26 protein-coding genes are annotated in these 26,196 nt (G+C 72.9%); 3 read left to right on the forward strand and 23 right to left on the reverse strand.

From position 1 onward, the window contains the following. Window positions 1-25 precede the first annotated feature (25 nt). The 3 genes from rplT to infC form a co-directional block, all read right to left on the reverse strand. Window positions 26-409 carry a 50S ribosomal protein L20 gene (rplT, locus tag KKR01S_RS02430; protein ID WP_058730796.1) on the reverse strand — a complete coding sequence of 128 codons (384 nt, stop codon included), beginning with the start codon at window positions 407-409 and terminating at the stop codon, window positions 26-28. Between the two features lie 110 nt (window positions 410-519). Further along, on the reverse strand, window positions 520-714 hold the full coding sequence (rpmI, locus tag KKR01S_RS02435) for a 50S ribosomal protein L35 (protein ID WP_058730797.1): 195 nt from the start codon (window positions 712-714) through the stop codon (window positions 520-522). Window positions 715-910: 196 nt separating this feature from the next. Beyond that, window positions 911-1,768: a translation initiation factor IF-3 gene (infC, locus tag KKR01S_RS02440; RefSeq protein ID WP_058730798.1), complete on the reverse strand. Its 858-nt coding sequence runs from the start codon at window positions 1,766-1,768 to the stop codon at window positions 911-913. A gap of 320 nt (window positions 1,769-2,088) precedes the next feature. Here infC and KKR01S_RS02445 point away from each other — a divergent pair, with 320 nt between their 5' ends. Continuing rightward, complete coding sequence (locus KKR01S_RS02445; protein WP_099049706.1) at window positions 2,089-2,565, forward strand: DUF1844 domain-containing protein; 477 nt, start codon at window positions 2,089-2,091, stop codon at window positions 2,563-2,565. On the opposite strand, the gene KKR01S_RS02450 is transcribed toward KKR01S_RS02445, so the two are convergent. The 7 genes from KKR01S_RS02450 to KKR01S_RS02475 all read right to left on the reverse strand — a co-directional run bounded on the left by KKR01S_RS02450 (window position 2,562) and on the right by KKR01S_RS02475 (window position 7,565). Further along, window positions 2,562-3,440: an SseB family protein gene (locus tag KKR01S_RS02450; RefSeq protein WP_058730800.1), complete on the reverse strand. Its 879-nt coding sequence runs from the start codon at window positions 3,438-3,440 to the stop codon at window positions 2,562-2,564. The genes KKR01S_RS02445 and KKR01S_RS02450 overlap by 4 nt on opposite strands. After that, the gene (gene priA, locus KKR01S_RS02455; RefSeq protein WP_058730801.1) at window positions 3,437-4,177 is read right to left on the reverse strand and encodes a bifunctional 1-(5-phosphoribosyl)-5-((5-phosphoribosylamino)methylideneamino)imidazole-4-carboxamide isomerase/phosphoribosylanthranilate isomerase PriA; all 741 of its coding nucleotides are present in this window, start codon (window positions 4,175-4,177) and stop codon (window positions 3,437-3,439) included. The genes KKR01S_RS02450 and priA overlap by 4 nt, the downstream gene beginning before the upstream one ends. Before the next feature lie 67 nt (window positions 4,178-4,244). Next, window positions 4,245-4,412 (reverse strand): CG2302 family histidine operon protein, encoded by a 168-nt coding sequence (locus tag KKR01S_RS10910; protein ID WP_165590107.1) that lies wholly within the window; start codon window positions 4,410-4,412, stop codon window positions 4,245-4,247. Next, the gene (hisH, locus tag KKR01S_RS02460) at window positions 4,409-5,179 is read right to left on the reverse strand and encodes an imidazole glycerol phosphate synthase subunit HisH (RefSeq protein ID WP_081101498.1); all 771 of its coding nucleotides are present in this window, start codon (window positions 5,177-5,179) and stop codon (window positions 4,409-4,411) included. The genes KKR01S_RS10910 and hisH overlap by 4 nt, the downstream gene beginning before the upstream one ends. Continuing rightward, window positions 5,176-5,811, reverse strand: coding sequence for an imidazoleglycerol-phosphate dehydratase HisB (gene hisB / locus KKR01S_RS02465; protein WP_058730802.1), 636 nt, complete (start codon window positions 5,809-5,811; stop codon window positions 5,176-5,178). The genes hisH and hisB overlap by 4 nt, the downstream gene beginning before the upstream one ends. An 83-nt stretch (window positions 5,812-5,894) precedes the next feature. After that, entirely contained in the window at window positions 5,895-7,019 is a 1,125-nt protein-coding gene (locus tag KKR01S_RS02470; protein WP_081101499.1) for a histidinol-phosphate transaminase, read from the reverse strand. A 51-nt stretch (window positions 7,020-7,070) separates the two neighbouring features. Then, a complete protein-coding gene (locus KKR01S_RS02475; protein WP_058730803.1) occupies window positions 7,071-7,565 on the reverse strand; it encodes a LysM peptidoglycan-binding domain-containing protein in 495 nt (164 codons plus the stop codon). A gap of 199 nt (window positions 7,566-7,764) precedes the next feature. Between KKR01S_RS02475 and lexA the strand changes: the two genes are divergently transcribed. After that, entirely contained in the window at window positions 7,765-8,553 is a 789-nt protein-coding gene (lexA, locus tag KKR01S_RS02480; RefSeq protein ID WP_058730804.1) for a transcriptional repressor LexA, read from the forward strand. A gap of 23 nt (window positions 8,554-8,576) precedes the next feature. On the opposite strand, the gene KKR01S_RS02485 is transcribed toward lexA, so the two are convergent. Continuing rightward, a complete protein-coding gene (locus KKR01S_RS02485) occupies window positions 8,577-10,673 on the reverse strand; it encodes an ATP-dependent DNA helicase (RefSeq protein ID WP_058730805.1) in 2,097 nt (698 codons plus the stop codon). Then, the gene (gene hflX / locus KKR01S_RS02490) at window positions 10,670-12,253 is read right to left on the reverse strand and encodes a GTPase HflX (RefSeq protein WP_061225230.1); all 1,584 of its coding nucleotides are present in this window, start codon (window positions 12,251-12,253) and stop codon (window positions 10,670-10,672) included. The genes KKR01S_RS02485 and hflX overlap by 4 nt, the downstream gene beginning before the upstream one ends. A 231-nt stretch (window positions 12,254-12,484) precedes the next feature. Between hflX and KKR01S_RS02495 the strand changes: the two genes are divergently transcribed. Continuing rightward, on the forward strand, window positions 12,485-13,108 hold the full coding sequence (locus KKR01S_RS02495) for a class I SAM-dependent methyltransferase (RefSeq protein ID WP_058730807.1): 624 nt from the start codon (window positions 12,485-12,487) through the stop codon (window positions 13,106-13,108). A gap of 31 nt (window positions 13,109-13,139) precedes the next feature. Here the strand turns inward: KKR01S_RS02495 and dapF are convergent, their stop codons facing one another. The 11 genes from dapF to KKR01S_RS02550 all read right to left on the reverse strand — a co-directional run bounded on the left by dapF (window position 13,140) and on the right by KKR01S_RS02550 (window position 26,124). After that, window positions 13,140-14,096: a diaminopimelate epimerase gene (gene dapF, locus KKR01S_RS02500; protein WP_061225231.1), complete on the reverse strand. Its 957-nt coding sequence runs from the start codon at window positions 14,094-14,096 to the stop codon at window positions 13,140-13,142. A gap of 105 nt (window positions 14,097-14,201) precedes the next feature. Continuing rightward, window positions 14,202-15,146: a tRNA (adenosine(37)-N6)-dimethylallyltransferase MiaA gene (miaA, locus tag KKR01S_RS02505; protein WP_058730809.1), complete on the reverse strand. Its 945-nt coding sequence runs from the start codon at window positions 15,144-15,146 to the stop codon at window positions 14,202-14,204. Further along, window positions 15,143-16,636, reverse strand: a complete 1,494-nt coding sequence (gene miaB / locus KKR01S_RS02510; RefSeq protein WP_058730816.1) for a tRNA (N6-isopentenyl adenosine(37)-C2)-methylthiotransferase MiaB — start codon at window positions 16,634-16,636, stop codon at window positions 15,143-15,145. The genes miaA and miaB overlap by 4 nt, the downstream gene beginning before the upstream one ends. Window positions 16,637-16,780: 144 nt before the next feature. Then, on the reverse strand, window positions 16,781-17,494 hold the full coding sequence (locus KKR01S_RS02515; protein ID WP_081046234.1) for a regulatory protein RecX: 714 nt from the start codon (window positions 17,492-17,494) through the stop codon (window positions 16,781-16,783). After that, window positions 17,494-18,627 (reverse strand): recombinase RecA, encoded by a 1,134-nt coding sequence (gene recA, locus KKR01S_RS02520; protein WP_061225232.1) that lies wholly within the window; start codon window positions 18,625-18,627, stop codon window positions 17,494-17,496. Before recA ends, KKR01S_RS02515 begins: the two co-directional genes overlap by 1 nt. Window positions 18,628-18,918: 291 nt before the next feature. Then, window positions 18,919-19,140, reverse strand: coding sequence for a DUF3046 domain-containing protein (locus KKR01S_RS02525; RefSeq protein WP_061225233.1), 222 nt, complete (start codon window positions 19,138-19,140; stop codon window positions 18,919-18,921). A gap of 196 nt (window positions 19,141-19,336) precedes the next feature. Then, the gene (locus tag KKR01S_RS02530; RefSeq protein WP_081046235.1) at window positions 19,337-19,789 is read right to left on the reverse strand and encodes a helix-turn-helix domain-containing protein; all 453 of its coding nucleotides are present in this window, start codon (window positions 19,787-19,789) and stop codon (window positions 19,337-19,339) included. 219 nt (window positions 19,790-20,008) lie between these two features. Beyond that, the gene (locus tag KKR01S_RS02535) at window positions 20,009-20,515 is read right to left on the reverse strand and encodes a CinA family protein (RefSeq protein WP_061225234.1); all 507 of its coding nucleotides are present in this window, start codon (window positions 20,513-20,515) and stop codon (window positions 20,009-20,011) included. After that, window positions 20,512-21,129, reverse strand: a complete 618-nt coding sequence (locus tag KKR01S_RS02540) for a CDP-alcohol phosphatidyltransferase family protein (protein ID WP_058730813.1) — start codon at window positions 21,127-21,129, stop codon at window positions 20,512-20,514. Before KKR01S_RS02540 ends, KKR01S_RS02535 begins: the two co-directional genes overlap by 4 nt. A 51-nt stretch (window positions 21,130-21,180) precedes the next feature. After that, complete coding sequence (locus tag KKR01S_RS02545) at window positions 21,181-24,294, reverse strand: FtsK/SpoIIIE family DNA translocase (RefSeq protein WP_061225235.1); 3,114 nt, start codon at window positions 24,292-24,294, stop codon at window positions 21,181-21,183. A gap of 126 nt (window positions 24,295-24,420) precedes the next feature. Next, window positions 24,421-26,124 carry a ribonuclease J gene (locus tag KKR01S_RS02550; RefSeq protein WP_058743681.1) on the reverse strand — a complete coding sequence of 568 codons (1,704 nt, stop codon included), beginning with the start codon at window positions 26,122-26,124 and terminating at the stop codon, window positions 24,421-24,423. Window positions 26,125-26,196 lie beyond the last annotated feature (72 nt).

The following is a 26,196-nucleotide window of genomic DNA, read 5'->3' on the forward strand; positions in this document are numbered from 1 at the left end:
CCGGCGTCGTGCTGGAGAGCCGGTCTCAGGCGGCCTTGGGAGCGGAGGTGTCCTCGGGGAGGCTCTCCTTGGCGATGCCGACCAGCGCCTTGAAGGCGGCCGGCTCGTTGACGGCCAGCTCGGCCAGCATGCGGCGGTCGACCTCCACCTCGGCGGCCTTCAGGCCCTGGATGAAGCGGTTGTAGGTCAGGCCCTCGGCGCGCGCGGCGGCGTTGATGCGCTGGATCCACAGGCGGCGGAAGTCGCCCTTCTTCTTGCGCCGGTGGTCGTAGCTGTAGACCAGCGAGTGGGTGACCTGCTCCTTGGCCTTCCGGTACAGGCGGGAGCGCTGCCCCCGGTAGCCGGACGCGCGGTCCAGGGTGGTCCGACGCTTCTTGTGGGCGTTGACTGCCCGCTTCACACGTGCCACGTGCGTACTCCTTCTGCTCTGGCGCGGCCCTCACCTGGGGGCGGCGCGGCGTGTTCGGGGCCGGTCCCGTGCGGGGACCGGGAGGTCGATGGGTGCGGTGGGCTTGAGCCCTACTTGGCCAGCATCTTCTTGATGACCTTGGCCTGACCGCCGGTGACGATCTGGTCCGAGGCCAGCCGGCGGGTCAGCCGGGAGGACTTGTGCTCCAGGTAGTGGCGGCGGTTGGCCTGCTGGCGCTTGACCTTGCCGGAACCGGTGAGCTTGAAGCGCTTCTTGGCACCGGAGTGGGACTTGTGCTTCGGCATGGGGGCCGTTCTCCTTACGTTTCATCCCGGATCCCGCGTGGGGCACGCGGGGCCGGGAGGGCGTGCACCGCCCCGAGGGGACGGTGCCTGTCTCAGGCAGCGGAAGCCGGATCTGCGAGGGCGACGTCGAGGACGAGGCGCCTTCTCGACCCGGTCCGCAGGGTCATCCAACCCGGGGCGGACCCGGGCGGGGCGGCTACGACCGGGGGCCGGGCTTCGGCGCCCGCGGCTTGGGAGCCGCCTGGGGCTTCGGCGCGGCCTGCGGCTTCGGAGCCGACGCGGGCTTCGCGGCCGCCTGGGGCTTGGGAGCCGCCTGCGGCTTCGGGGCCGACGCGGGCTTCGACTCGGCCTGCGGCTTCGGGGCCGGGGCCTCCTGGGCCTGCGATGCCGAGCCGCCCTGCGCCTGCTGGCGCAGCTGCTCCGGCATGGCCGCGGCCACCGAGTTGGACACCGGCTGCGCGGTGCGGGTGTCCACCCGCTCGCGCTGACGGCGGCTGCCGCCCTGCTGCTTGGCCTGGCGCTGCTGCTCGCGGCGCGCCTCGGCCTTGTTGCGCAGCGGGCCGATGACCATGACCATGTTCCGCCCGTCCTGGCGCGGATTGGACTCGACGCTGCCGACCTCGGCCAGGTCCGTCGCCAGCCGCTCCAGCAGGCGCACTCCCATCTCGGGGCGCTGCTGCTCGCGGCCGCGGAACTGGATCATGGCCTTGACCTTGTCTCCCGCGGTGAGGAAGCGCTTGGCGTGCCCGACCTTGGTCTCGTAGTCGTGGTCGTCGATCTTCAGCCGGAACCGCACTTCCTTCAGGACCGTGTTGGTCTGGTTCTTGCGGGACTCGCGGGCCTTGACGGCGGCCTCGTACTTGTACTTGCCGAAGTCCATCAGCTTGCACACCGGCGGACGGGCGTTCGGCGCCACCTCGACCAGATCAAGATCCGATTCCCGCGCCAGACGCAGTGCGTCCTCTACGCGGACGATCCCGACCTGCTCGCCGCTGGGGCCGACCAGTCGGACTTCCGGTACGCGGATGCGGTCATTGATGCGTGGATCGCTAATGTGGTGCTCCTGTCGGCTCTGCGGGTCTGTTCCCGCACGGTTCGCGGATCGCCCCGACGGGATGCGAAGAAGCCCCCGCGGGACGGTTCCAGCGGGGGCTTCGAGACCCGTGCCCGCACACGACGCGCATCCTCAGGATGCGGACGGCATGATGGCGCACGAGCGCTGACCCGGCGACCGCTGCGGTCGACGCGGGTGGGAGATCGAGATCCCCGCTTGGAAACTCCTGACACTCTACACCATGGCCGCCCCGTTGTCTGCCCTGCGCCGGTCTCGCCCCGAGGCGGCGCGACGGCCCCCGATGTGCGACAGTGGGGGCCATGACTGAGACACCCCGCCCCTCCTCCGCCGCGCAGGATCCCGCCGACGCCCAGCCCGATCCCGGCGTGCACCGCTTCCCCGGCGGCACGGATGCCGCCGCGGCCCCCGAGGCCGCCCCGGAGCCCAGCGCCGAGCAGATCCAGGCCGTGAACGCGCAGATGCGCGACATCGCCGAGGTCCCCGCCGTGGAGGTCATCACCACCACCGCGGTGCACCTGATGAGCGCGGCCGCCGTGAAATGCGGCCTGGCCGAGGGGCCCGACGCCGCGGAGCTGAAGGATCTGGACGAGGCCCGCAAGCTCATCATCGCCCTGGCCGGGCTGGTCACCTCCGCGGCCCCGGAGATCGGCTCCCAGCACGCCGGGCCCCTGCGCGACGGCCTGCGCTCCCTGCAGCTGGCCTTCCGCGAGGCCTCCTTCGCCCCGGACGCCCCGGGCAAGGGCCCCGGAGAGAACCTGACCGGCCCGGTCTTCTAGCCCGCCGGGCGCGGCTCCCGGTCCTCGACCGGGCGCACCCGGATCTCCAGGGAGTCGATCCGCTCGGCGAGCAGCGGGTCCGCGGCCACGGCCGCCCGGAAGGTCTCCGACGCAGCGTCCAGGCCCGCCCGGTCCAGGCCGGGGACCAGCAGCAGCTCGACGCTGAGCTCCGGGCCGGGCCCGCCGCCGGGCAGCAACCGACCCTCGGCGTCGCGGGCCGCCACCCCGGCCCCGGGGGCCATCTGCGCGCCTCGGGCCTGCGGGATCCCCGCGGCCGCGCGCTGCAGGGCGGCCAGCACCTGGGGATCCGAGTAGGACGGCAGCCAGGGCTCGCCCTTGGCCAGGGCCCACACCCCCGGACGCCGCAGGACGAAGACCAGATCGGTGCCCGGATTCAGGACCAGCAGCTGGTTGCCGTCCTCCACCGCGGCCAGCGCCGTGCGCCGGGCCTCGGCGGCCACCGGCCGGGCCTGCGGATGCCAGGAGGTCAGCGCGTCCACGCTGGTGAACACGGGCAGGGCCCGCCGCCCGTCCGGGGCGCTGATGGAGACCAGGGCCATCTCCGACTCCTTGTCCGAGACCAGCCCGTCCTCGGTCACGTGGGCCTGGGACAGCTCGGCGAGAACCGGGGCGAACAGGCGCGTGCCGCGCAGCGCCTCCAGCACCGACTCCTCGGGGATCTCGGCCCGGGCGAAGGCCTCCAGGGCCTCGGCCACGGGGGCGGGGGTCAGACCGTCGTCCTGCGGATACGCGTGGGTGTGGGAGGTCCCCTCCCCCAGGTTGCGGCCCTTCCACGGCTGCCCGCCGGTGTCCGTCTCCCGGCCGGCGCTGCGCAGCTGCGCCTGGATGTGAGCCGGCAATTCCCGCGGGCTCATGCCTCGGGCCGCCCCGCCGCGTCCAGGGCTTCGGCCAGGGTGAAGCGCCCGGCGTACAGGGCCTTGCCGACGATCGCGCCCTCGACCCCGTGCGGGACCATGGCCCGCAGCGCCTCCAGGTCCGCAAGCCCCGAGATGCCGCCGGAGGCGACGACCGGCCGATCCGTGCGCCGGGCGACCTCGGCCAGCAGCTCGGTGTTGGGCCCGCGCAGCGTGCCGTCCTTCGTCACGTCGGTGACGACGTAGCGGGCGCAGCCGTCGGCGTTGAGCCGGTCCAACACCTCCCACAGGTCCCCGCCCTCCTCGGTCCAGCCGCGGGCCGCCAGGGTCGTGCCGCGCACGTCCAGCCCGACGGCGATGCGCTCCCCGTGCTCTGCGATGACCCGGCGCGTCCACTCCGGGTCCTCCAGGGCGGCGGTGCCGAGGTTGATCCGGGCGGGCTCCAGGCTCAGGGCCCGGCGCAGCGAGGCATCATCCCGGATCCCTCCGGACAGCTCGATCTTCAGCCGCACCCGCTCGGCGACCCGGCGCAGCACCTCGGTGTTCTCCCCACGCCCGAAGGCCGCGTCCAGATCAACCAGGTGCACCCATTCGGCACCGGCCTCCTGCCAGGCCAGGGCCGCCTCGACGGGGTCGCCGTAGCCGGTCTCGGTGCCGGCTTCGCCCTGGACCAGGCGCACGGCCTGGCCCCCGGCGACGTCCACGGCGGGCAGCAGCTGCAGGCGGGGGGTGCTCATCGGGATGGTGCTCCTGTTCGTTGCGGATGGTGCGCGCGGGCGCGGGCGGGATGGCCGCGCCCGGCGCTCAGTCGAGGGTGACGACGTAGAGGCCGTAGGCGAAGAAGGCCGCGCCAAGGATCCACAGCACGACCTGGGCGATGAGCGGCAGCTTCTGCCGGCGGAAGGAGATGCCGCCGCCGACGAGGAAGGCCCCGAAGATCATCAGCAGCAGACCGGAGGTCAGGGGACTCATGCGCGCTCGCCCTCCTCGGCGTCGACGGCGGGCGCGGTCTCCTGCGCCCGGGCGGAGTCTGGGAAGTCCTCCTCGGACTCGGGGCCGCGCGGGGCCATCCGGCCGGTGCGCAGCAGGGTGTCCAGCCAGTTGCGCAGCAGCCGCAGCCCGGCGTCCGCGGACTTCTCCGGGTGAAACTGGGTGGCGCTCAGCGGCCCGTTCTCCACGGCGGCGATGAACGGCACCCCCTGCTCGGCCCAGGTGACCTGCGGGGGCCGGATGTGCTGGCTGGTCTGGGTGAACTCCCAGCGCTGCACCGCGTAGGAGTGCACGAAGTAGAACCGCTCCCGCTCGATCCCGGCGAACAGCCGGCTGCCCTCCGGCGGGCGCACGGTGTTCCAGCCCATGTGCGGGACCACGTCTCCGGGCAGCTTCTCCACGGTCCCGGGCCACTCCCCCAGTCCCTCGGTGTGCTCCCCGTGCTCGGTGCCGGCTTCGAAGAAGACCTGCAGCCCCACGCAGATGCCCAGCACGGGCCGGCCGCCGGCCACCCGGCGTCCGATCAGCCGCGGGGCATCCACGGCGCGCAGGCCGTCCATGACGGCGCCGAAGGCCCCGACGCCGGGGACCACGAGGCCGTCGGCCTCCAGCACGTCCTGCGGGCGCCGGGAGAGCACGACGTCGGCCCCGGCGGTCTCCAGGGCGCGCACGGCCGAGCGGACGTTGCCGGCCCCGTAGTCCAGGACGGTGACGGTGGGCTTCACGGGCTGCGATCCAGTGGTGCTCACAGCGCCCCCTTGGTCGAGGGGATGGCCTCCGGGACGCGGGGATCCGGCTCGACGGCCTCGCGCAGGGCCCGCGCCAGGGCCTTGAACTGGGCCTCGGCGATGTGGTGGGGGTCCCGGCCGCGCAGCAGGTCCACGTGCAGGCAGATCCCGGCGTGGTAGGCGATGGCCTCGAGCACGTGGCGGACCATGGAGCCGGTGAAGTGCCCGCCGATCAGGTGGTGGGCGAAGGCCTCGGACTCCCCCTCGTGCACCAGGTAGGGCCGCCCCGAGATGTCCACGACGGCCCGGGCCAGGGCCTCGTCCAGGGGCACGGTGGCCTGGCCGAAGCGGCGGATGCCGCGCTTGTCGCCCAGGGCCTCGCGCAGGGCCTCGCCCAGCACGATCGCGGTGTCCTCGACGGTGTGGTGCACGTCGATCTCGGTGTCTCCGCTGGCCTCGACCTCCAGGTCGATCAGCGAGTGCTTGGACAGGGCGGTGAGCATGTGGTCGTAGAAGGGCACGGTGGTGCTGATCCGGGAGACGCCGGTGCCGTCCAGGTTCAGGCTGAGCCGGACCGTGGACTCACTGGTGGCGCGGGTCAGGGAGGCCGTGCGGCCGCCCGCCCGGGCGGGCTGGGCGTCAGGGGTCTGCATTCGATGCTCCGTAGCGGTGTCGGCGGTGGGTCGGCGCGCCCCGCGGGGCCCGTGAGATCCGGGCGCCCGGGGCGGGGGTGGTCTCAGCGGCGGTCGGGCAGGTGCCGTTCCAGGCTGTCCAGGAAGGCGGTGGTCTCCTCCTCGGTGCCGGCGGTGACCCGCAGGTGCCCGGGGATCCCGACGTCGCGGATCAGCACGCCGTCGCCCAGCAGGTCCTCCCACAGGCCCTGGGCATCGGACAGGCCCCCGAAGAAGACGAAGTTGGAGTCCGAGGCGGCCGGCTCCAGACCCAGCTGCTCCAGACGGGTCACGATCCGGTCCCGCTGTTCGCGGATGCGTCCGACCTGCCCCAGCAGCTGGTCCCGGTGGCGCAGCGCCGTCAGGGCGACGGCCTGGGTCACCGCGGAGAGGTGGTAGGGCAGGCGCACCAGCATGACGGCCTCGACCACGGCCGGATCCGCGGCGAAGTAGCCGACCCGGGCCCCCGCCAGGGCGAAGGCCTTGCTCATGGTGCGGCTGACGACCAGGCGGGGCCTCCCGGGCAGCAGGGACAGCGCGGTGGTGTCCGGATCGCGGGCGAATTCCGCGTAGGCCTCATCCACCACGAGCATCCCGCCCAGCTCCTCGACGGCCTCGTAGGCGGCCAGGATGGTCTCCGGGGAGAGTGCCGTGCCGGTGGGGTTGTTGGGTGAGCACAGGATCGTGACGGTCGGCCGGTGCTGGCGGATCTGGCGCGCGGCATCCTCCGGGGAGAGGGTGAAGTCCGCGGCCCGCCGCCCGGCGATGTACTCGGTGTTGGTGCCGGAGGCCAGGAGCGGGTACATGGAGTAGGTGGGCGCGAAGCTCAGCACGTTGCGGCCGGGCCCGCCGAAGGTCTGCAGCAGCTGCTGGAGGATCTCGTTGGAGCCGTTGGCGGCCCAGACCTGGCGTTCGGTGATGCCGTGGCCGAGGTAGTCCGCCAGCTCGCGGCGCAGCTGCGGGAAGTCCCGGTCCGGGTATCTGTTCAGCGCGGCCGCGGCCTCGGCGGCCGCACTGCCGATCGCCCGGATCAGCTCCTCGGGCAGCGGATGGGTGTTCTCGTTGACGTTCAGGGCGTAGGGCACCTGGATCATCGGGGCGCCGTAGGCCCTGTGGCCGCGCAGGTCATCTCGCAGCGGCAGGGAATCCAGGATGGCGGCTTCCGCATCGGGGCTGGCTGCATCACTCACGGTGCCATCCTAGTGGAGTCCCCGTTCGCGTGAACCCGGAACCCTGCGGTCTCACGGCGCGGCGGTCTCCGGCTGCGGCACCACCAGGCGCTGGCCGGGCCGCACGGCGCTGTCCTGCAGGTCGTTCAGGTCCACGATCCGCTCCACCGCGGCCCGCGGGTCGGACTCCGGATCCGCCTCCTGTGCGAGGCTCCAGAGGGTGTCCCCGGCGGAGACCACCACGACGCGGGTCTGCGCCCCGCTCGGCGCGGCGTCGCCGGCCTGGGCCTGCGGGCTCAGCACCAGCAGCAGGGCCCCGGCCAGCACCGCGACGGCCCCGAGCAGCACCGGCAGGCCGATGAGCAGGAGGCGTCCGCGCCGGGTGAGCCGCAGCGTCGGGCGGGCCGCGCGCTCCGGACGGCGGCGCAGCAGCCGGGTGCGGCGCGCGGCCGGACGGGCGCAGGCGGGGCGGGTGCAGGCGGGTGCGCCTGCCGGATGGGCACCCCGGCGCGGCCCGGTGCGGAACCCGATGCGGAACGGGCGGGGTGCGGTGAGCGCGATGCTCATGGCGGCCTCCTAGCGGTGATTGACGCTCGATCGCCTTCGAAGACGTGTTCGAGTTCGTACATCTGTTCTACCAGTGCGATCGAAGACTGTCGAGGGACTAGAACATGTGTTTGATCCGACACGCGGTCTCGCCTACGCTGATGGGAGCAGTCCACACCCCCGGACTGACAGATCGAACACCTCCAGGAAGGACCCGACGGTGGCCCGAGAGCACGGAGCAGCCCCCCACGGAGCCGAGGCCTCCGCCCGCAAGCCCCTCACCGCGCGCCAGCGCACCATCCTGGAGGCCATCTCCGCCTCGATCAGCGCGCACGGCTACCCGCCGTCGATGCGCGAGATCGGCGACGTCGTCGGGCTGTCCAGCCTCTCCAGCGTCACCCACCAGCTCTCCCGGCTCGAGGCCCTGGGCTACATCCGCCGCGATCCGAAGCGGCCGCGGGCCATCGAGGTGCTGGCCGAACCCCGCCGCACCGACATCCGCCCCTCCGGGCAGGGCCCCGCGCAGGAGGAGCAGTCGGACCCCGCCCCGAGCGCGCAGCCGACGGCCGAGGCCGCAGCCGACGTGGTCCCGCTGTTCCCCACCGCCGCGCCGGAGGCCGAGGAGGAGCAGGGGCAGAACATCAGCGTGCCGCTGGTGGGGCGCATCGCCGCCGGTGTGCCGATCACGGCCGAGCAGCACGTGGAGGACACGATCTCCCTGCCCCGACAGCTGGTGGGCCAGGGCGAGCTGTTCATGCTCGAGGTGCGCGGGGATTCGATGGTCGAGGCCGCGATCTGCGATGGCGACTGGGTCGTGGTGCGCCAGCAGAACACCGCCCAGAACGGGGACATCGTCGCCGCCCTGCTCGATGACGAGGCCACCGTGAAGACCTTCCGACAGCGCGACGGGCACACCTGGCTGCTGCCGCAGAACCGCCAGTACGAGCCGATCCTCGGCGATCACGCCAGCATCATGGGCAAGGTCGTCTCGGTGCTGCGCGCCGTCTGAGTCCGGGCTTTGAGGCCCTCGCCTCAGCCCGCGTGCAGCCGCCGCAGCGCCCCCGTGACCACGGGCAGGCGGTCCGTGGTCCACAGCGGCGGCAGGGCCGCCCGCAGGAACCCGCCGTACCGGGCGGTGGCCAGCCGGGAATCCAGCACAGCCACGACCCCGCGGTCCTCGCGGGAGCGGATCAGGCGCCCGGCCCCCTGGGCCAGCCGGATCGCCGCGTGGTAGGCGGAGACCGCCATGAAGCCGTTGCCCCCGCGCCGGCCCACCGCCCGGGCCCGGGCGGTGGCCAGCGGATCATCCGGGCGCGGGAACGGGATCCGATCGATGAGCACCAGGCGGCAGGAGGGCCCCGGCACGTCCACGCCCTGCCACAGGCTCATGGTTCCGAACAGGCACGTGTCCTCCTCGGCCGTGAACCGCTCGACGAGACCGCGCAGCGAGGACTCCCCCTGCACCAGCACCGGCAGGTCGGAGTGCTCGCGCACGTACTCGGCGGCCTGCTGCGCGCCGCGACGCGAGGAGAACAATCCCAGCGCCCCGCCGCCGGAGGCCTCCACCAGCTGCAGGATCCGCTCCAGCTGCTCCTCCGAGACCCCGCGCCCCGGCTTGGGCAGGTCCCGGGCCACGTAGAGCATCCCCTGCTTCGGGTAGTCGAAGGGCGAGCCGACGTCCAGCCCCTCCCACGCCGGGGCCTTCTCCCCCTGCAGCCCGAGGGAGCCGGCGACCTGATCGAAGGAGTCGCCGATGGCCAGGGTCGCCGAGGTCAGCACCACCGTGCGGTCCTGGAACAGCCCCTCGCGCAGCCGCCCGGCCACGGACAGCGGGGCCACATGCAGCGTGGCCGGGTCCGTGTCCGCGGCGCTGACATAGCCGCGTCCCGGCTCCCAGCCGCCGGCCCGGGAGATCCACACGACCTCGAAGCGCCCGTCCGCGCTGAGCATCCGCTCGGCCAGCTCCAGGACCTCGGTGAGCTTGGCGCGGGCGGTCTGGCGCCCGGCGTCGGAGTCCTTCGCGTCGGCCTTGGTGTCGGACAGCGCGGCCCGGGCGGCGTCGCGCACCTGCTCCATGGCCCGGGCGATCCCCGGCTCCAGCCCCTGCGGCATGAGCTCGGCGGGCCGGCCGGAGCAGGCCTGCTCCAGGGCCTCGGCCGCGGAGCTCAGCGGCTCCGAGGCCGCCTGGGTGTTCGTGCGCACCGCCCGGGCCGCGGAGCGGACCATCAGCGGGGACAGGGCGCCGGTCACCGCGCCGGTCACGCGGTCCACCAGCTCGTGGGCCTCGTCGACCACCACGACGTCGTGCTCGGGCAGCACCCCGATCCCCTCGAAGGCGCTGATCGCCAGCAGCGCGTGGTTGGTGATCACGACGTCGGCCTCCCCCGCCCGCTGCCGGGCCCGCTCGGAGAAGCACTCCTCCACCAGGGGGCAGCGGCGCCCCAGGCACTCCGAGGCCGTGACCGAGACCTGCCGCCAGGCCCGGTCCGAGACGCCCGGGCGCAGGTCATCCCGGTCCCCGGTGTCCGTGGAGTCCGCCCAGGCGCGCAGGCGCACCACCTCCTCGGCCAGCGAGTCCGGGGCGGGACGGGGATGCCCACTGGCGGCCTGCCCCTGGCTGTTGAGGTTGAACAGCGCGTCCGGGTCCTCATCCTCCGGGTAGCCGCCCTCCAGCTTGTGCAGGCACACGTAGTTGCTGCGCCCCTTCAGCAGGGCGACCTCCACCTCGCCCTCGAGGCGATCCTCGAGGGTCTCCAGCAGCCGGGGCACGTCCCGGCCGACGATCTGCGCCTGCAGGGCCAGGGTCGCGGTCGCGACGACGACGGGCTTGTCCGCGCCCAGGGCGTGCTGGATGGCCGGGACCAGGTAGGCCAGGGACTTGCCGGTACCGGTGCCGGCCTGCACCAGCAGGTGCCGCCCCGTCTGCAGGGCCTGGGCCACGTGCGCTGCCATGATCCGCTGCCCGTCGCGGCGCTGCCCGCCGGTGCGCTCGATCGCCGTGTCCAGCAGCGCCAGGGCGTCTTTGGCCCCGGGCAGGGTCTCCGGCTCCGCACCGGTCGGGGCGTGCACGTCCTCGGCGGCCTCCGCGGGTGCCGAGCCTCGCGTGGGGTCCGGGTTGGTGCTGCTCACGGGGCGGTCACGGCGTAGGGCTGCAGCTCCGGGGCGGTCTCCTCCCGCACCAGCACGCTCATCCGGGTCCCGTCCTCCTCGAACGCGGTGGACAGGATCTCCGCGTCCCACTCGTGCAGCCGGGAGACCACCTCCCCGTGGGTGTAGGGCACCAGGATCTCCATGCGCACGCTGGGCCGAGGGATGGTCCGGGAGATCAGCTCCTTCAGCTCCGGGATCCCTTCCCCGGTCTTCGCGGAGACGATCGCATGGTGGGGTTCGCGCAGCCGGATGCGATCCAGAACGAAGGGGTCCGCGGCGTCGGCCTTGTTCAGCACGATGATCTCCGGGACGTCCTGCGCGTCCACCTCGGCCAGGACCTCGCGCACCGCGCGGATCTGGCCCTCCGGGTCCGGGTGGGAGGCGTCCACCACGTGCAGGATCACGTCCGCGTCGGCCACCTCCTCGAGGGTGGAGCGGAAGGCCTCGACCAGCTGGGTGGGCAGGTTGCGCACGAAGCCGACGGTGTCCGAGAGGGTGTAGCCGATGCCGTCCGGGGTCTCGGCCCGGCGCACCGTGGGGTCCAGGGTCGCGAACAGGGCGTTCTCCACCAGCACCCCGGCGTCGGTGAGCCGGTTGAGCAGGGAGGACTTGCCGGCGTTGGTGTACCCGGCGATGGCCACGGAGGGGATGTGGTTGCGACGCCGGTTGGCCCGCTTGGTCTCCCGGGCCGGCTTCATCGCGGCGATCTCCCGACGCAGCTTGGCCATCCGCTGGCGGATGCGGCGCCGGTCCAGCTCGATCTTCGTCTCACCGGGACCGCGCGAACCGATCCCCTCGCCGCCGGCCGCCCGACCGCCGGCCTGGCGGGACATGGACTCGCCCCAGCCGCGCAGGCGCGGCAGCAGGTACTCCAGCTGCGCCAGCTCCACCTGGGCCTTGCCCTCCCGGGACTTGGCGTGCTGGGCGAAGATGTCCAGGATCAGCGCGGTGCGGTCGATGACCTTGACCTTGACGATGTCCTCCAGCCCACGCCGCTGGGACGGGGCCAGCTCCGAGTCGATGACGACGGTGTCCGCGCCCGTCTCGGCCACGATCTCCTTGAGCTCCTGGGCCTTGCCGGAGCCGAGGAACGTGCCGGGGTCCGGCTTCAGCCGCCGCTGCACCAGCCCGTCCAGGACATCGGAGCCGGCGGTCTCCGCCAGGGCCGCGAGCTCGCGCAGGGAGTTCTCGGCGTCCTCCAGGGTGCCCTCGGACCAGATCCCGGCCAGCACCACGCGCTCCAGGCGCAGCTGCCGGTACTCGACCTCGGTGACGTCCTCCAGCTCGGTGGACAGCCCGGCCACGCGCCGCAGGGCGCGGCGCTCCTCGAGGTCCTGCTGCTCGCCGTCGTGCTCGGTGTGCTGGGTGGTCTCCGCCAGCTCCGGGGCACGGCGGTCCAGGATGGAGGCCTGGTGCTCCTCCTCCGGGGAGAAGCGGCCGAGGACCCGGTCCACGGTCGCGCGCAGCTGGGCGTCGCTGGGCTGGCGGGGCTGCTCGGTGCGCTCGTCGGTGTGCTCGGGGGCGGCGTCGTCGGCGGTGCGGGGGTGATGCTGGGGCAAGGGTGCCTTTCCGTGCGGGGGCGCGGCCGGTGCTGACTCCCTCGGATCGGGCGCGCGGACCGCTCAATGCGTCCTGCCAGTCTACCGGGCGGCCCCCGCGCCGCACCCGGGGCGGGCCTGTGCTGTGGACGAACACGCGACGCCGCGCCCCAGCGCCGGGTCCCGGGGAGCCGGCGCCGCGAGCGCGGACGCCGAGGAGGCGGGTGAGGCGGGCCGATACGATGGGGGATCATGGTCGAGCACTACTTCTCCGCGCACGAGGACGAGCCCTTCGTCGAGCAGCCCCTGCGGGTGCGACTGGCCGGGGCCGAGCGGGATCTGGTGAGCGCCCCCGGCATCTTCAGCCCGAAGGCCCTGGACAAGGGCACCGCGGTGCTGCTGGACGAGGTCCCCGCCCTGCCCCGGTCCGGGTCCCGCTTCCTCGACGTCGGCTGCGGGTGGGGGCCGATCGCGCTGAGCATGGGCCTGCAGCGGCCCGACGCCGAGGTGATGGCCGTGGACGTGAACCGGCGCAGCCTGGAGCTGACCCGCCGCAACGCCGCGCGCCTGGGGCTGACCGGCATCCGCCCGGTGATCCCGGAGGAGGTGGATCCGCGGCTGCGCTTCGACGCGATCTGGTCCAACCCGCCGATCCGGGTGGGCAAGCAGGTGCTGCACGAGCTGCTGCTGACCTGGCTGGTGCGCCTGGCCCCGGCCGGGCAGGCGCACCTGGTGGTGCAGAAGAACCTGGGCGCGGACTCCCTGCAGCGCTGGCTGGATCAGACCCTGCGGGAGCGGGAGCCCGGCGCCTTCGCGGTCGACCGGGCCGCCACCGCCAAGGGCTTCCGGATCCTGCGGGTCACCCGCGCCGCCTGATCCCCGCGGCGACCTGCCCGGGTCCCGCGGCTCAGCCCAGGCGCACGGTGCCCACGAGCTCGGCCGGCCCGGAGAGGATCACGTGCTCCAGCTCGTCCGGGCCGAGCACGAAGGTCACGCCCAGCTCCCCGCCGGGCACGCCGACCCGCCACTCATCCGGGGCGTCCTCCCCGCCCCAGAAGCGGGTCGCCGCCGCGGCAGCGCACGCGCCGGTCCCGCAGGACAGGGTCTCGCCCACCCCGCGTTCGCTGACGCGCAGCACCAGCGCTCCCGTGCCGTCGTCCTCCTCCTCGGCGTCCCGGGGCACCACGAATTCGACGTTGGTGCCGGCACTGGGCCGGGGGTCCACGGTCGGTGCGGTGCCCAGGTCCAGCCGGGCCAGCTTGGCCTCATCGGCCAGGGCGACGACGGTGTGCGGGTTGCCCATGGTGATGGACAGGCCCGGGCGGGCGGTGCGCAGGCCGCGGGCCGAGACGGTGCAGTCGGCCCCGTGCTCCCGGGCCTGCTCCCCGTCGATGAAGCCCCAGGGGCCCATGTCCACGGCGAAGCCGCCGGGAACCCGGGCGACGGTCTTGACCCCGCCGCGGGTCCCGATGCGCACGGTCTCCCCCTCCGGCAGCTCGATCAGCCCGGCGTGGATGAGGTGGTGGGCGAACACGCGCACCCCGTTGCCGCACATCTCGGACAGGGAGCCGTCCGCGTTGCGGTAGTCCATGAACCACTCCGGGGCGTCCTCCCCGTTCGCGGCGAGGGCCCGCCCGGCCTCCAGGTGCTGGCTGCGGATCGCGCGGATCAGCCCGTCCGCGCCGATCCCCCGGTGCCGGTCGCACACGGCGGCCACCAGGTCCCCCTCCAGCTCGAGGCTTCCCTCGGGATCGGTGAGCAGGAGGAAGTCGTTGCCGGTGCCGTGGCCCTTGCTCAGGGTCACTCCGGCCAGTTCGCCCCAGCGGGAGGCGTCGGTCTGCGCGGTGGTGCTCTCGGTCGTCACCCGGCCAGTCTATCGGGCGGGTCGGACGACCGAAGGGCCGGCTCAGCGAGGACCGGTCTGGCCGGCGAATCCGGCCGCGCTCCCGGTCCTGCCCGCGCGGTCAGGTCAGCCCTCGGCTCCCCCGTCGTTCGCGGTCTCCGGCGTGCGCCCCTGCTCGATCAGGGTCAGCGCCCGGTCCAGCTGCTGGCGCGGGGAGAGGGTGAATCCGATCCAGGTAACGCGCGGGTCCGCCCGGAACCAGGTGACCTGGCGGCGGGCGAAGCGGCGGGTGGCGATGATCGTCTCCTGCACGGCCTCCTCCTCGGAGGTCTCCCCGTCCACGACGCGCAGGAATTGCGCGTAGCCCAGGGCGTGGGAGGCGGTGCGCCCCTCGCGCAGCCCCCGCTCGGCCAGGTCCCGCACCTCCTGCAGGAGACCGGCCTCGACCATCCGGTGCACCCGCACGGCCAGGCGGTCGTGCAGCAGGTCCCGGGGCCCGTTCAGCCCGATCTGCAGGGCCGGCTCCCGGTGTTCGCGCCGCGGCATGTAGGAGGAGAAGGGGCGCCCGGTCAGCTCGTGGACCTCCAGGGCGCGCACCAGGCGCCGGTCGTCCAGGCCGCGCCGCGCGGAGACCGGGTCCACGGCCTCCAGCCGAGCGGCCAGCGCCCCGCGCCCCTCGGTCTCCAGGAGCTCCTGCCAGCGCTGACGCACCTGCGCATCGGTGGGCGGGAACTCCAGCACGTCCAGGGCCGCGCGCGCATACAGTCCGGACCCGCCGACGAGGATCGGGGTGCGCCCGCGCCCCCGGATCTCGGCGAAGCGCTCGCGGGCCTCGCGCTGGTAGCGGGCCACGGAGGCCTCCTCGCGCACGTCCAGCACGTCTAGGAGGTGATGGGGCACGCCGTCGCGCTCGGCGGGCGTGAGCTTGGCCGTGCCGATGTCCATCCCGCGGTACAGCTGCATCGAGTCCGCGTTGACCACCTCGCCGTCCACCTCGCGGGCCAGGGCGACGCCGAGGTCTGACTTCCCCGTGCCGGTGGGCCCGAGGACGGCGATGATCGGGAGGGTCATCGGCGCGGCGGCAGGGCCGGCATCCCGAGCATCGTGGCGCCCGGGGCGCCACCCGACGGGGCGCCGGTGCCGCAGGAATCGGCCTGGGCGCGATCCCAAGCGTCCCCGGCGCGGGAGCGGCGCACCGCGTAGTCCTCCGCCGGGGAATCGGCGAGCAGGTGGAAGGGTGCGGCGTCGGTGATCCGCACGGTCGCGAAGTCCCCCGGACGCGGGACGGGGGCGCCGTCGGGCACGCTGAAGTGCACGAGCCGCTGATCCGGAGTGCGCCCGGAGAGCCGGTGGGTCTGCTCGGCCTTGCGTCCGGTCTGCGCGGAGACCAGCAGCTCCACCCGCTTCCCGACCTGCTCGGCGTTCAGCTGCGCGCTGATGCGATCCTGCAGGGCCACCAGCCGCTCGTACCGCTCCTGCACGACCTCCTGGGGCACCTGGTTCTGCATCCGACCCGCCGGGGTGCCGGGGCGGATGGAGTACTGGAAGGTGAAGGCCGAGGAGAACCGGGACTCCTCGACCACGCGCAGGGTCTCCTGGAAGTCCTCCTCCGTCTCCCCGGGGAAGCCCACGATGATGTCCGTGGTGATGGCGGCGTGCGGGATGCGCTTGCGCACCTTCTCCAGGATGCCGAGGAACCGCTTGGACCGGTAGGAGCGGCGCATGGCCTTGAGCACCCGGTCGGAGCCGGACTGCAGGGGCATGTGCAGGACGGGCATGACGGTGGGGGTCTCGGCCATCGCGTCGATGACGTCGTCGGTGAAGGCCGCCGGGTGGGGGCTGGTGAAGCGGATGCGCTCCAGGCCCTCGATCTGCCCGCAGGCGCGCAGCAGCTTGGAGAAGGCCTGCCGGTCACCGAAGCCGACGCCGTAGGAGTTCACGTTCTGCCCGAGCAGGGTGACCTCCACGGCGCCGTCGTCCACCAGGGCCTGGACCTCGGCGAGGATGTCCCCGGGCCGGCGGTCCTTCTCCTTGCCGCGCAGGGAGGGCACGATGCAGAAGGTGCAGGTGTTGTTGCAGCCCACGGAGATGGACACCCACCCGGAGTGCACGTTCTCCCGCTTGGTCGGCAGGGTGGAGGGGAAGACCTCCAGGGATTCCAGCAGCTCGGTGGCGGCCTCGCGGTTGTGCCGGGAGCGCTCCAGCAGCCGCGGCAGGGAGCCGATGTTGTGGGTGCCGAACACGACGTCGACCCAGGGGGCCTTCTCCACGATGGTGTTCTGGTCCTTCTGGGCCAAGCACCCGCCGACGGCGATCTGCATGCCCTCGTGGGCGCGCTTGACGGGGGCGAGCTGACCGAGGTGGCCGTAGAGCTTGTTGTCCGCGTTCTCCCGCACCGCGCAGGTGTTGAAGACCACCAGGTCAGGGGTCCCCTCACCCGTGTGCGGGACGTACCCGGAGGCCTCCAGCAGCCCGGAGATCCGCTCGGAGTCGTGAACGTTCATCTGGCAGCCGAAGGTGCGCACCTCGTAGCTGTGGGACCGCCCCGTCCGCTCCTCGATGCCGGGCGGGCAGGGCTGGACGTCGAGGGCCTCGGGCAGGGTCGACGGCAGGGTCTGGGTCTGGGTCGCGCTCGCATTCACTGTGCCAGGGTACAAGACCGCCGCGGGCGCCGGGACGTGCCGGATCAAGTCCACCGGCCCGGGTCAGGCCAGCCCCGGTGGCTCCTCCAGACCCGTCTCCCCGTGCTCGGCCATGACCGTGCGCACGATCTCGAAGGCCGCGCCGGGGGCGTAGCCTCGGCGGGCCAGCATCGCGACCAGCCGACGCAGGGCCTTCTCCCGCTGGGCCGGGTCGTCCAGGTCCCGCTCGGGGCGCAGCCGACGGCGCACCAGCGCGCGGGCGTCCTCGCGCTCCTCCTCCTCGGTGCGCTGGGTCAGGGCCCGCTCGGCGGTCTCCGGGTCTATGCCCTTCTGCGCGAGCTCCCGGCGCAGGGCCGGGCGGGCGAGCTTCCTGCTGGCGGAGCGGCTGCGCACGTACATCGCGGCGTATTCGGCGTCGTCGATCAGACCGAGATCCTCGTAGCGGTCCAGGATGCGGGTGGCCGTCTCCTCGGAGATCTCCTTCTCCGCGAGCTTCTGCGCCAGCTGGGCGCGGGAGCGGGCGGCGGCGGTGAGCTGGCGCAGCAGGATCTCCTTGGCCCGGGCGTATTCCGCCTCCTCCGGGGTGCGCGGGGCCGATCCCTCGGCTGGAGGCCGCCCCGCGTCCCTCCGCCCGTCCCCGGTGTTCGGCCCTGAGGACGGCGTCGAGGAGACCGGGGCTGCTGCGGGAGCGCCCAGGCTGCGTCCGGTGCGCCGACGGCCGACGCCGCGGCCCGTGACGGGTCCGCGACGTCGGCCGTGCGGGCTGGAATCGCTCATCAGAAGTTCTCGGGCAGGGCGTCCAGCGGGTCATCACCCAGCTCGTCGATCCCCGCGCCGACGCCCGCGGGAGCCTCCTGGGACTCCTCGCCCTCCTCGGCGTCGATGATCCCGGCCTTGATCAGCGTCTTGTGCTGGATCTCCTCGGCCAGCTCGGGGTTGTCCTTGAGGAAGCGGCGGGCGTTCTCCTTGCCCTGGCCCAGCTGGTCCCCCTCGTAGGTGAACCAGGCGCCGGACTTCTTGACGATCCCGGACTCCACGGCCATGTCGATGATGCCGCCCTCCACGGAGATGCCCTCCCCGTAGAGGATGTCGAACTCGGCCTGCTTGAACGGCGGGGCCATCTTGTTCTTCACGATCTTGGCCTTGGTCCGCGAGCCGATGGGGTTGGCCCCGTCCTTCAGGGTCTCGATGCGACGGATGTCGATGCGCACCGAGGCGTAGAACTTCAGCGCCTTGCCGCCGGTGGTGGTCTCCGGGGAGCCGAAGAACACGCCGATCTTCTCGCGCAGCTGGTTGATGAAGATCGCGGTGGTGCCGGTCTGGGACAGGCGCCCGGTGATCTTGCGCAGCGCCTGGGACATCAGGCGGGCCTGCAGACCCACGTGGGAGTCGCCCATCTCGCCCTCGATCTCCGCGCGCGGGGTCAGGGCGGCCACGGAGTCCACGACGATGATGTCGATGGAGCCGGAGCCCACGAGCATGTCCATGATCTCCAGGGCCTGCTCGCCGGTGTCCGGCTGGGAGACCAGCAGGGCATCCGTGTCCACGCCGAGCTTCTCCGCGTAGACCGGGTCCAGGGCGTGCTCCGCATCGATGAACGCAGCGATCCCCCCGTTCTTCTGGGCGTTGGCCACCGCGTGCAGGGCGACCGTGGTCTTACCGGAGGACTCCGGGCCGTAGATCTCCACGACGCGCCCGCGCGGCAGGCCGCCGATGCCCAGGGCGACGTCCAGGGACAGGGCGCCGGTGGAGACGGTCTCCGTCTTCACGGCTTCCCGGTCCCCCAGGCGCATGACGGAGCCCTTGCCGTAGTTCTTGTCGATCTGGGCGAGCACGGACTCCAGGGCCTTCTCCCGGTCCGAGCCGGTGGCCCGGGACACCGGGGCGTTGTTGCGTGCTTTGGCAGCCATGGTCTCCTCGATTCTGATCGCCGCGCCGGTTCCGGTGCGACGGTGGTTGGTCCTGCGGTTCGATCCTCACGGTAACGGCCCCGACTGACAGATCGAAGGGGGGCTCGCCCGCTCTGTGGATAACGGGAGCCCGGGTCCGGGTCCCGGTGGGCCGGGGACGCGCCGGGCGGTGACCGCGCCTCCTCTGCAGCCAGTGTAACGCAGTCCGAACAGATCTTCGAACACCCCTTCGAACGCGCTTCGGCGCTCGAACACCGGCCGCCGGCGCCCCGCGAGATGCCGGGCTTCGCCTCAGCGGGGCTCGCCCGGATCCGCCCCGAGCCAGCGGTCCTCGGGCAGGTCGTGCTGGCGGCACACGGCCTGCCAGACGGCCAGGGGCTTCATCCCCGCGGCCAGGGCCTCCTCGGCGGTGCGGTTCCCGGCGGCGTCGAGCACCGTCTGGGCGGCGACGACGCGCGCGTAACCGCGGCCGAACTCCTCCTCCATGGAGCGCCAGAACTCCGAGAGCTTCATCCCTCCTCCTTCCTGAGATCGCGCCCGCGCGGTGCCCGCCGAGCTGGGCCCGCTGTCCGGTGCCCGTCCGCGCGAGAACCCCGCATCCGCACCCCGAAGGTGGGGTGCGGACGCGGGGTCCTCAGGCTGCGGGCCGGGCCGGCGGGCTGCCGCCTCCCGCCGGTGCTCGGCGCGGGCCTCGGCAGGGTGCGGCGGATCAGTGCGCGATTGGACGCGGACGCGGCGCGCCCGGCAGATCCTTGGTGCCGGTGGCCCCGGCGCCGTACTCGCGGCGGAACTCCTCGTCGAACTCGGTGGGCACGGTGTCCGGGATGCGCAGGCCCTCGCCGGCGGCGACCCGGTCGGCCACCTCGCGCAGCATCTGGGACAGGGGGATGTCCAGGGCGCTGCAGATCGAGGCGAGCAGCTCGGACGAGGCCTCCTTCTGGCCGCGCTCGACCTCGCTGAGGTAGCCGAGGGACACGCGGGCGCTGTGGGAGACCTCGCGCAGGGTGCGGTTCTGGCGCTGGCGGACGTCGCGCAGCACCTCGCCAATCTCGTGGCGCAGGACGATCATCTTGGGCTCCTGGTGGGCGGGGGTAGCGGTCTCGGGGCGGCTGACGTCCTTCCAGCGGACGACGCCGTTGACGGACACGGGCTGCTTGGTCATGGTCTTGCCTATCTCCCTACTCGAAGCGAACGACGGTCCGACCGGGTCCTCCGGGTGGTTCCTCGGGGCTCCGCCTGCGGCGGGTGCCCACGCAGTGGCCGGTCCTGCCGGTCCGTCATCACCCACTACAACCGCCTCACCTGTGCGTTCATTCCCCCCGCGCCGGGCAGGGACCTGGGAGTAACCTGGCAGATCGGTGAACAACAGGTCACCGTTCGGTCACCGTCCGCGGCTCAGCTGCTCCACCAGGGTCTCCAGGGCCCGCCGGGCGCTCTCGGTCCGGATGCGCTCACGATCCCCGGTCAGGTGCAGCTCGAGGACCGTCTCGGCCTCCGCCGGGCCCGCGATCCCCAGGTACACCGTGCCGACGGGCTTGCCGTCGTGCGGCTCCGGCCCGGCCGCTCCGGTGGCGGAGATCCCCCAGTCCGCGGCGCAGGCCCGGCGGGCGCCGCGGGCCATCGCCCGGGCGACGTCGGGATCCACCGTGCCGCGCGAGGCGATCAGCTCCGGGTCCACCCCCAGCAGCGCCTCCTTGACCTCGGCGGCGTAGGAGACGACGCCGCCGCGCAGCACCGCGGAGGCCCCCGGCACCTCGGCCAGGCTCGCGCTGATCAGCCCGGCGGTCAGGGATTCGGCCGTGGCCACGCTATGGCCCCGCTCGCGCAGCAGCCGCACGGCCTGCTCCTGGGTGCGGCCCGGCCCGGGCTGGCCCGCGTGCGGGCTCATCGGGCCGCACCCCCGGAGGACAGGGCGCGGCGGCGCAGGCGCGCGGCCTGGACCACGTAGTCCAGCCCCGTCACCACGGTGACCACCAGGGCCGCGCCCATCACGATCCACCCGGGCACCAGCCAGCCGGTGCCCAGGGCGCCCAGCGGAAGGATGAGCAGGACCAGGGCGATGGTCTGCAGCACCGTCTTGAGCTTGCCGCCCTTCGACGCCGGCATGACCCCGTAGCGCAGGACCGCGAAGCGCATCAGGGTGATCCCCCATTCGCGCACGAGGATCACGATCGTGACCCACCACCACAGCTCCCCCAGCAGCGAGAGCACCACGAAGGCCGAGCCCGTCAGCAGCTTGTCCGCGATCGGGTCCGCGATCTTGCCGTAGTCGGTGATCAGGTTGCGGGAGCGGGCCAGGTCCCCGTCCAGCTTGTCCGTGTACATCGCGACGCCGAACACGACGACGGCGGCCCAGCGCATCCCCAGGGCGTCCGCGCCCCACGGGCCGCCGGCCCACAGGAACCAGATGAAGAAGGGAACCAGGAGGATGCGCACGGTCGTCAGCGCATTCGGCAGGTTCCAGTTGGACGGCTTCGGCTCGCCGGTCGGCGCGGTGCTCATCGGTGTCCCTTCCCTCTTCCTGTGCCGCGGGGCCCGGCGGCCCCGCGGCGATCAGCGCCCGGTCAGCTGCCAGGCATCCTCGGAGTCCGCGGACTCGGCGTCGTCCTGCCAGTCCCGGGCGGGTTCCTGCTGCGATTCTCCCACGAGGTCCGCGGGCGCGGACGCGGCAGGGGCGGCCGGGGGCTCCTGGCCCTGGATGCGGGCCAGGGCGGCCGGCAGGTCATCCGGGGCCACGAGCACGTCCCGGGCCTTGGATCCCTCCGAGGGCCCGACGATCTCCCGGGACTCCAGCAGGTCCATCAGCCGCCCGGCCTTCGCGAAGCCCACCCGCAGCTTGCGCTGCAGCATCGAGGTGGAGCCGAACTGGGTGTTGATGACCAGCTCCGCGGCCTGCAGCAGCACGTCCAGGTCGTCCCCGATGTCCTCGTCGATGGTCTTCTTCGGGGCCTCCTGGGTGACGTCGGGCCGGTAGTTGACCGGCATCTGCGTCTTGACGTGGGCGACGACGTCGTGGATCTCGGATTCGGAGACCCACGCGCCCTGCACGCGCATCGGCTTGGAGGCGCCCATCGGCAGGAACAGCGCATCGCCCTGCCCGATCAGCGTCTCAGCACCCGTCTGATCCAGGACCACCCGGGAGTCGGTCGCGGAGGAGGTCGCGAAGGCCATGCGGGAGGGCACGTTGGCCTTGATCAACCCGGTGACCACGTCCACGGAGGGCCGCTGGGTGGCCAGCACCAGGTGGATCCCGGCCGCACGGGCCAGCTGGGTGATGCGCACGATCGCGTCCTCCACGTCCCGCGGGGCGACCATCATCAGGTCCGCCAGCTCATCCACGATGACCAGCAGGTACGGGTAGGGCCGGATGGTGCGCTTGGAGCCGGGCTCGGGCTGCACACGGCCTTCGCGCACCGCGCGGTTGAAGTCGTCGATGTGCTTGAACCCGAAGTGGGAGAGGTCGTCGTAGCGGGCGTCCATCTCCTTGACCACCCACTGCAGGGCCTCGGAGGCCTTCTTCGGGTTGGTGATGATCGGGGTGATCAGGTGCGGCACGCCCTCGTAGGCGGTCAGCTCCACGCGCTTGGGGTCCACCATGATCAGGCGGACCTCGTCCGGGGTCGCACGCATGAGGATCGAGGTGATCATGGAGTTGACGAAGGAGGACTTGCCCGCCCCGGTGGCCCCGGCCACCAGCATGTGCGGCATCTTGGCGAGGTTGGCAACGACGTAGCCGCCCTCCACGTCCTTGCCCACGCCCATGACCATCGGGTGCGGGGAGGCGTGGGCCTTCCCGGAGCGCAGCACATCGCCCAGGGCCACGGTCTCCCGGTCCGTATTGGGGATCTCGATGCCGATCGCGGACTTGCCCGGGATCGGAGAGAGGATGCGCACGTCCGCGCTGGCCACCGCGTAGGCGATGTTCTTGGACAGGCGGGTGACCTGCTCGACCTTCGTGCCCGGGCCCAGCTCGATCTCGTAGCGGGTGACCGTGGGGCCGCGGGAGAAGCCGGTGACCTCCGCGTCGACGCTGAACTGCTCGAGCACGTCGGTCAGGGAGGCCACGACGGCGTCGTTGACCTCGGAGCGCTCCTTGGCCGGGGGTCCCTGCACGAGCAGGGACTGGCGGGGCAGGACGTAATCGGTGGTGGCCAGCGCGGTCTCCCGGGCGGCCCCGCGCTGGGGGTGGGCCCGCGGGATCTGCTCCCCCGCGGCGGCCTCGGTCCCCGCGCCGAGGTCCGCGGGCTCGGCGGGTTCGGCGCGCTCGATGAGCGGGGAGACGTCCTGGGCGGGGTGCTCCGGGTGTTCGGCCGGGGCCTCCGGGGTCGCGGCTCCGGCGGGGGCCGCGGCCGCCCCGGCTGCCGGGGCGGCGTCGCCCGCGGAGGCCGAGACACCCCGGCGGGCCCCGCGCTGCGCGGCGCGGTGCGAGGAGCCTCGGGCCGGGGCGGTGTGGGCCTGATCGTCCTCCAGCACCTGGGTGGCGTCGGGGTCCACGGCCCCGGCGTCCTCGGCGTCGGGGGCGCCCGCGTCCCGATCCCGCAGCACCCGGGTGGCCTCCTCCTGCTCGCCGAAGGGGTCGCGCAGGATCGGCCCGGTCTCGGCGGTCTCGATGGGCTGCTCCTGGGCGGCGCGGGCGCGGTTGAACTTGCCGAGGTCGAACAGCTCGGACTTCTTCCGCTTCCGGCGCGAACCCTGCGGCTGCGTCGAATCGGCCTCCGGGGAGGCTCCGGTCTCCTCCCGGTCCACCACCGCCCGGGTGTAGGGCTCATCCGCCTCGTAGGAGTCCAGGGCCGGGGTCGGGCGGGAGCGGTCCCTGCCCTTCTTCCGGCGGCCCCGGCGCGTGCTCGGGGCGTCCTCGACGTAGGGGCCGTCCAGATAGGAGCGGTCGTGCTCGTCGGCCCCGGGGCGCTCGGGCCGCTCCCCGAGCAGCCGGGTCAGGCCGGCGCGCAGCCGCGGGATGATCTGGCGCACGGGGGTCGCGGTGATGATCAGCAGGGAGATGATCAGCAGCAGCACGTGCAGGGTCCACGCCCCGGGCACGGTGAGCAGCTTGGCCACGGTGCCCCCGGCCAGCAGGCCCACGACGCCGCCGGCCTCGCGGATCGCCAGCAGCCCGTCGTGGGTGGTCGGCGAGCCCGCGGCGAGGTCGAAGACCGCGGAGCCGGAGATCATCATCAGCAGCAGCCCGACGGCGATGCGGTTGTTGGCGCGCATCTCGGTGGGGTGGCGGAAGGCGCGCAGGCTGAATCCGCCCAGCAGGACGGGGGCGAGCAGGGCCATCAGCCCGAAGGTCCCGGCGACCACGGCGTGCCAGGCCCCGGCCGGCCAGGCGATGGCCTGGGAGGAGGCCCCGGCGAGGTTCCACCACTCGACGGCGGCGGTGATCAGGGCCAGCAGCAGCATCAGCAGGGCGCCGCCGTCGCGCCGGTCCTGCGGGTCCAGCTCGGTGCGCAGGGTGCCCATGCGCCGCACGGCCCCGCCGACGAGGTGGGCCAGGCCCAGCCAGGCGGCGCTGAGCGCCCGCACCAGGGGGTTGGGGCGGGGGCCGGTCTGCTGGGGTGCGCGGGAGCCGGAGCGGCCGCGGCCGGTCTTCGTCGCGGAGGTCTTCGCGGAGCGGGAGGATCCCTTGGAGCCGGAGGTCGCGGAGGGGGAAGTTCGAGGCGCCATATCCTCCAAGGGTAGTTCATGCGCGCGGGACCCGGACCCGCGCACCCCCGTCTCAGGGGATGCGCGGGTCCGGGTCCCGCATCACGACCGCGGGTCCGCACCGTTGGGCGCGGGCCCGGGGGCTTCCTACTTGTCCTTGCCGGCCTCCACGACCACCGGGATGATCATGGGCTTGCGGCGCAGCTTCCGGGCGATCCACTGTCCCATGGTCCGGCGCACCACCTGCTGCAGCTGGTGGTTGCTCGGCGCTTTGCCGCCCTCCTTGAGGGCCTCCTCCAGGGCGGAGGAGATCTTGGGGGTGATGGACTTGAACACGGAGTCGTCCTCCGCGACGCCGCGGGCGTGGATGTCCGGGCCGGCCACCACGCGCTTGGACCGGCGGTCCACCACGGTGATGATCGAGACGAAGCCCTCCTCGCCGAGGGTGCGGCGGTCCTTGAGGTCCTGGTCGGTGATCTCGCCGACGGACTTGCCGTCCACGTACACGTAGCCGCACTCCACGGCCCCGACGATCTTGGCCCGGTGGTCCTTCATGTCCACGACGATCCCGGACTCCCCGAGCAGCACGTTCTCCTCCGGCACGCCGGTCTGCACCGCGAGCTTGCCGTTGGCGATCAGGTGGCGGACCTCGCCGTGCACCGGCATGACGTACTCGGGCTCGAGGATGTTGTAGCAGTACAGCAGCTCCCCGGCGGCGGCGTGCCCGGAGACGTGCACCTTGGCGTTGCCCTTGTGGATCACGTTGGCGCCGAGCTTGAGCAGGCCGTTGATGATCCGGAAGACGCTGTTCTCGTTGCCGGGGATCAGCGAGGAGGCCAGGATGATGGTGTCCCCCTCCTCGATCTGCACCCGGTGGTCCCCTGAGGCCATGCGGGACAGGGCCGCCATCGGCTCTCCCTGGGACCCGGTGCACATGAGCACAACCTCGTCGTCGCGGTACCGCTCGACGTCCTTGAGATCGATCAGCGTGTTCTTGGGCACCTGCAGATAGCCCAGCTTCTCCGCGATGGTCATGTTGCGCACCATCGAGCGGCCCACCAGGGCCACCTTGCGCCCGTGCTCGGCGGCGGCGTCGATGACCTGCTGCACGCGGTGCACGTGCGAGGAGAACGAGGCGACGATGATCCGCTTGGGCGCGTCCCGGAAGATCGAGGAGAGCACCCCGCCGATGTTCTTCTCCGTGGGGGTGAAGCCGGGGACCTCGGCGTTGGTGGAATCCGGCAGGAACAGGTCCACGCCCTCCTCGCCCAGGCGGGAGAAGTGGCGCAGGTCCGTGATCCGCCCGTCCAGGGGCAGCTGGTCCATCTTGAAGTCGCCGGTGTGCAGCACGGTGCCGGCCGTGGTGCGGATGAACACCGCGAGCGCATCCGGGATGGAGTGGTTCACGGCCACGAACTCGCACTCGAAGGGCTTGAGGTCCTCCACGTCCCCGGCGACCACCGCGAGGGACTTGGCCTTGATGCGGTGCTCCTGCAGCTTGGCCTCGACCAGGGCGAGGGTCAGCTGCGAGCCGATGATGGGGATGTCCGGGCGGCGCTTGAGCAGATACGGCACGGCGCCGATGTGGTCCTCGTGCCCGTGGGTCAGGACCATGGCGACGACGTCGTCCAGGCGGTCCAGGATGTGGCTGAGGTCCGGGAGGATCAGGTCCACGCCGGGCTGGGTCTCCTCGGGGAAGAGCACCCCGCAGTCCACGATCAGCAGCTTGCCGTTGAGCTCGTAGACGGTCATGTTGCGCCCGACCTCGCCGAGCCCGCCCAGCGGCATCACGCGCAGGGTGTCTCGGCCGAGCTTGGGCGGCTTGGGGAGGTCGTACTGGATCTGGGTCATGGGACCCCTTTCGTTCGGTTGCGGGGCGGCCGACGCCGTGGCGGCTCGGCGGCCCGGGGATGTCATCGACGC

The sequence above is a fragment of the Rothia kristinae NBRC 15354 genome, assembly GCF_001570865.1.
Lineage (GTDB): Bacteria > Actinomycetota > Actinomycetes > Actinomycetales > Micrococcaceae > Rothia > Rothia kristinae.

Bases quoted from the DNA above. Each gene is read 5' to 3' on its own strand.
- rpmI (WP_058730797.1), bottom strand. From the start codon at position 714: ATGCCGAAGCACAAGTCCCACTCCGGTGCCAAGAAGCGCTTCAAGCTC.
- KKR01S_RS02445 (WP_099049706.1), top strand. From the start codon at position 2,089: ATGACTGAGACACCCCGCCCCTCCTCCGCCGCGCAGGATCCCGCCGAC.
- KKR01S_RS02450 (WP_058730800.1), bottom strand. From the start codon at position 3,440: ATGAGCCCGCGGGAATTGCCGGCTCACATCCAGGCGCAGCTGCGCAGC.
- priA (WP_058730801.1), bottom strand. From the start codon at position 4,177: ATGAGCACCCCCCGCCTGCAGCTGCTGCCCGCCGTGGACGTCGCCGGG.
- KKR01S_RS10910 (WP_165590107.1), bottom strand. From the start codon at position 4,412: ATGAGTCCCCTGACCTCCGGTCTGCTGCTGATGATCTTCGGGGCCTTC.
- hisB (WP_058730802.1), bottom strand. From the start codon at position 5,811: ATGCAGACCCCTGACGCCCAGCCCGCCCGGGCGGGCGGCCGCACGGCC.
- KKR01S_RS02475 (WP_058730803.1), bottom strand. From the start codon at position 7,565: ATGAGCATCGCGCTCACCGCACCCCGCCCGTTCCGCATCGGGTTCCGC.
- KKR01S_RS02495 (WP_058730807.1), top strand. From the start codon at position 12,485: ATGGTCGAGCACTACTTCTCCGCGCACGAGGACGAGCCCTTCGTCGAG.
- miaA (WP_058730809.1), bottom strand. From the start codon at position 15,146: ATGACCCTCCCGATCATCGCCGTCCTCGGGCCCACCGGCACGGGGAAG.
- KKR01S_RS02515 (WP_081046234.1), bottom strand. From the start codon at position 17,494: ATGAGCGATTCCAGCCCGCACGGCCGACGTCGCGGACCCGTCACGGGC.
- recA (WP_061225232.1), bottom strand. From the start codon at position 18,627: ATGGCTGCCAAAGCACGCAACAACGCCCCGGTGTCCCGGGCCACCGGC.
- KKR01S_RS02525 (WP_061225233.1), bottom strand. From the start codon at position 19,140: ATGAAGCTCTCGGAGTTCTGGCGCTCCATGGAGGAGGAGTTCGGCCGC.
- KKR01S_RS02530 (WP_081046235.1), bottom strand. From the start codon at position 19,789: ATGACCAAGCAGCCCGTGTCCGTCAACGGCGTCGTCCGCTGGAAGGAC.
- KKR01S_RS02535 (WP_061225234.1), bottom strand. From the start codon at position 20,515: ATGAGCCCGCACGCGGGCCAGCCCGGGCCGGGCCGCACCCAGGAGCAG.
- KKR01S_RS02540 (WP_058730813.1), bottom strand. From the start codon at position 21,129: ATGAGCACCGCGCCGACCGGCGAGCCGAAGCCGTCCAACTGGAACCTG.
- KKR01S_RS02545 (WP_061225235.1), bottom strand. From the start codon at position 24,294: ATGGCGCCTCGAACTTCCCCCTCCGCGACCTCCGGCTCCAAGGGATCC.
- KKR01S_RS02550 (WP_058743681.1), bottom strand. From the start codon at position 26,124: ATGACCCAGATCCAGTACGACCTCCCCAAGCCGCCCAAGCTCGGCCGA.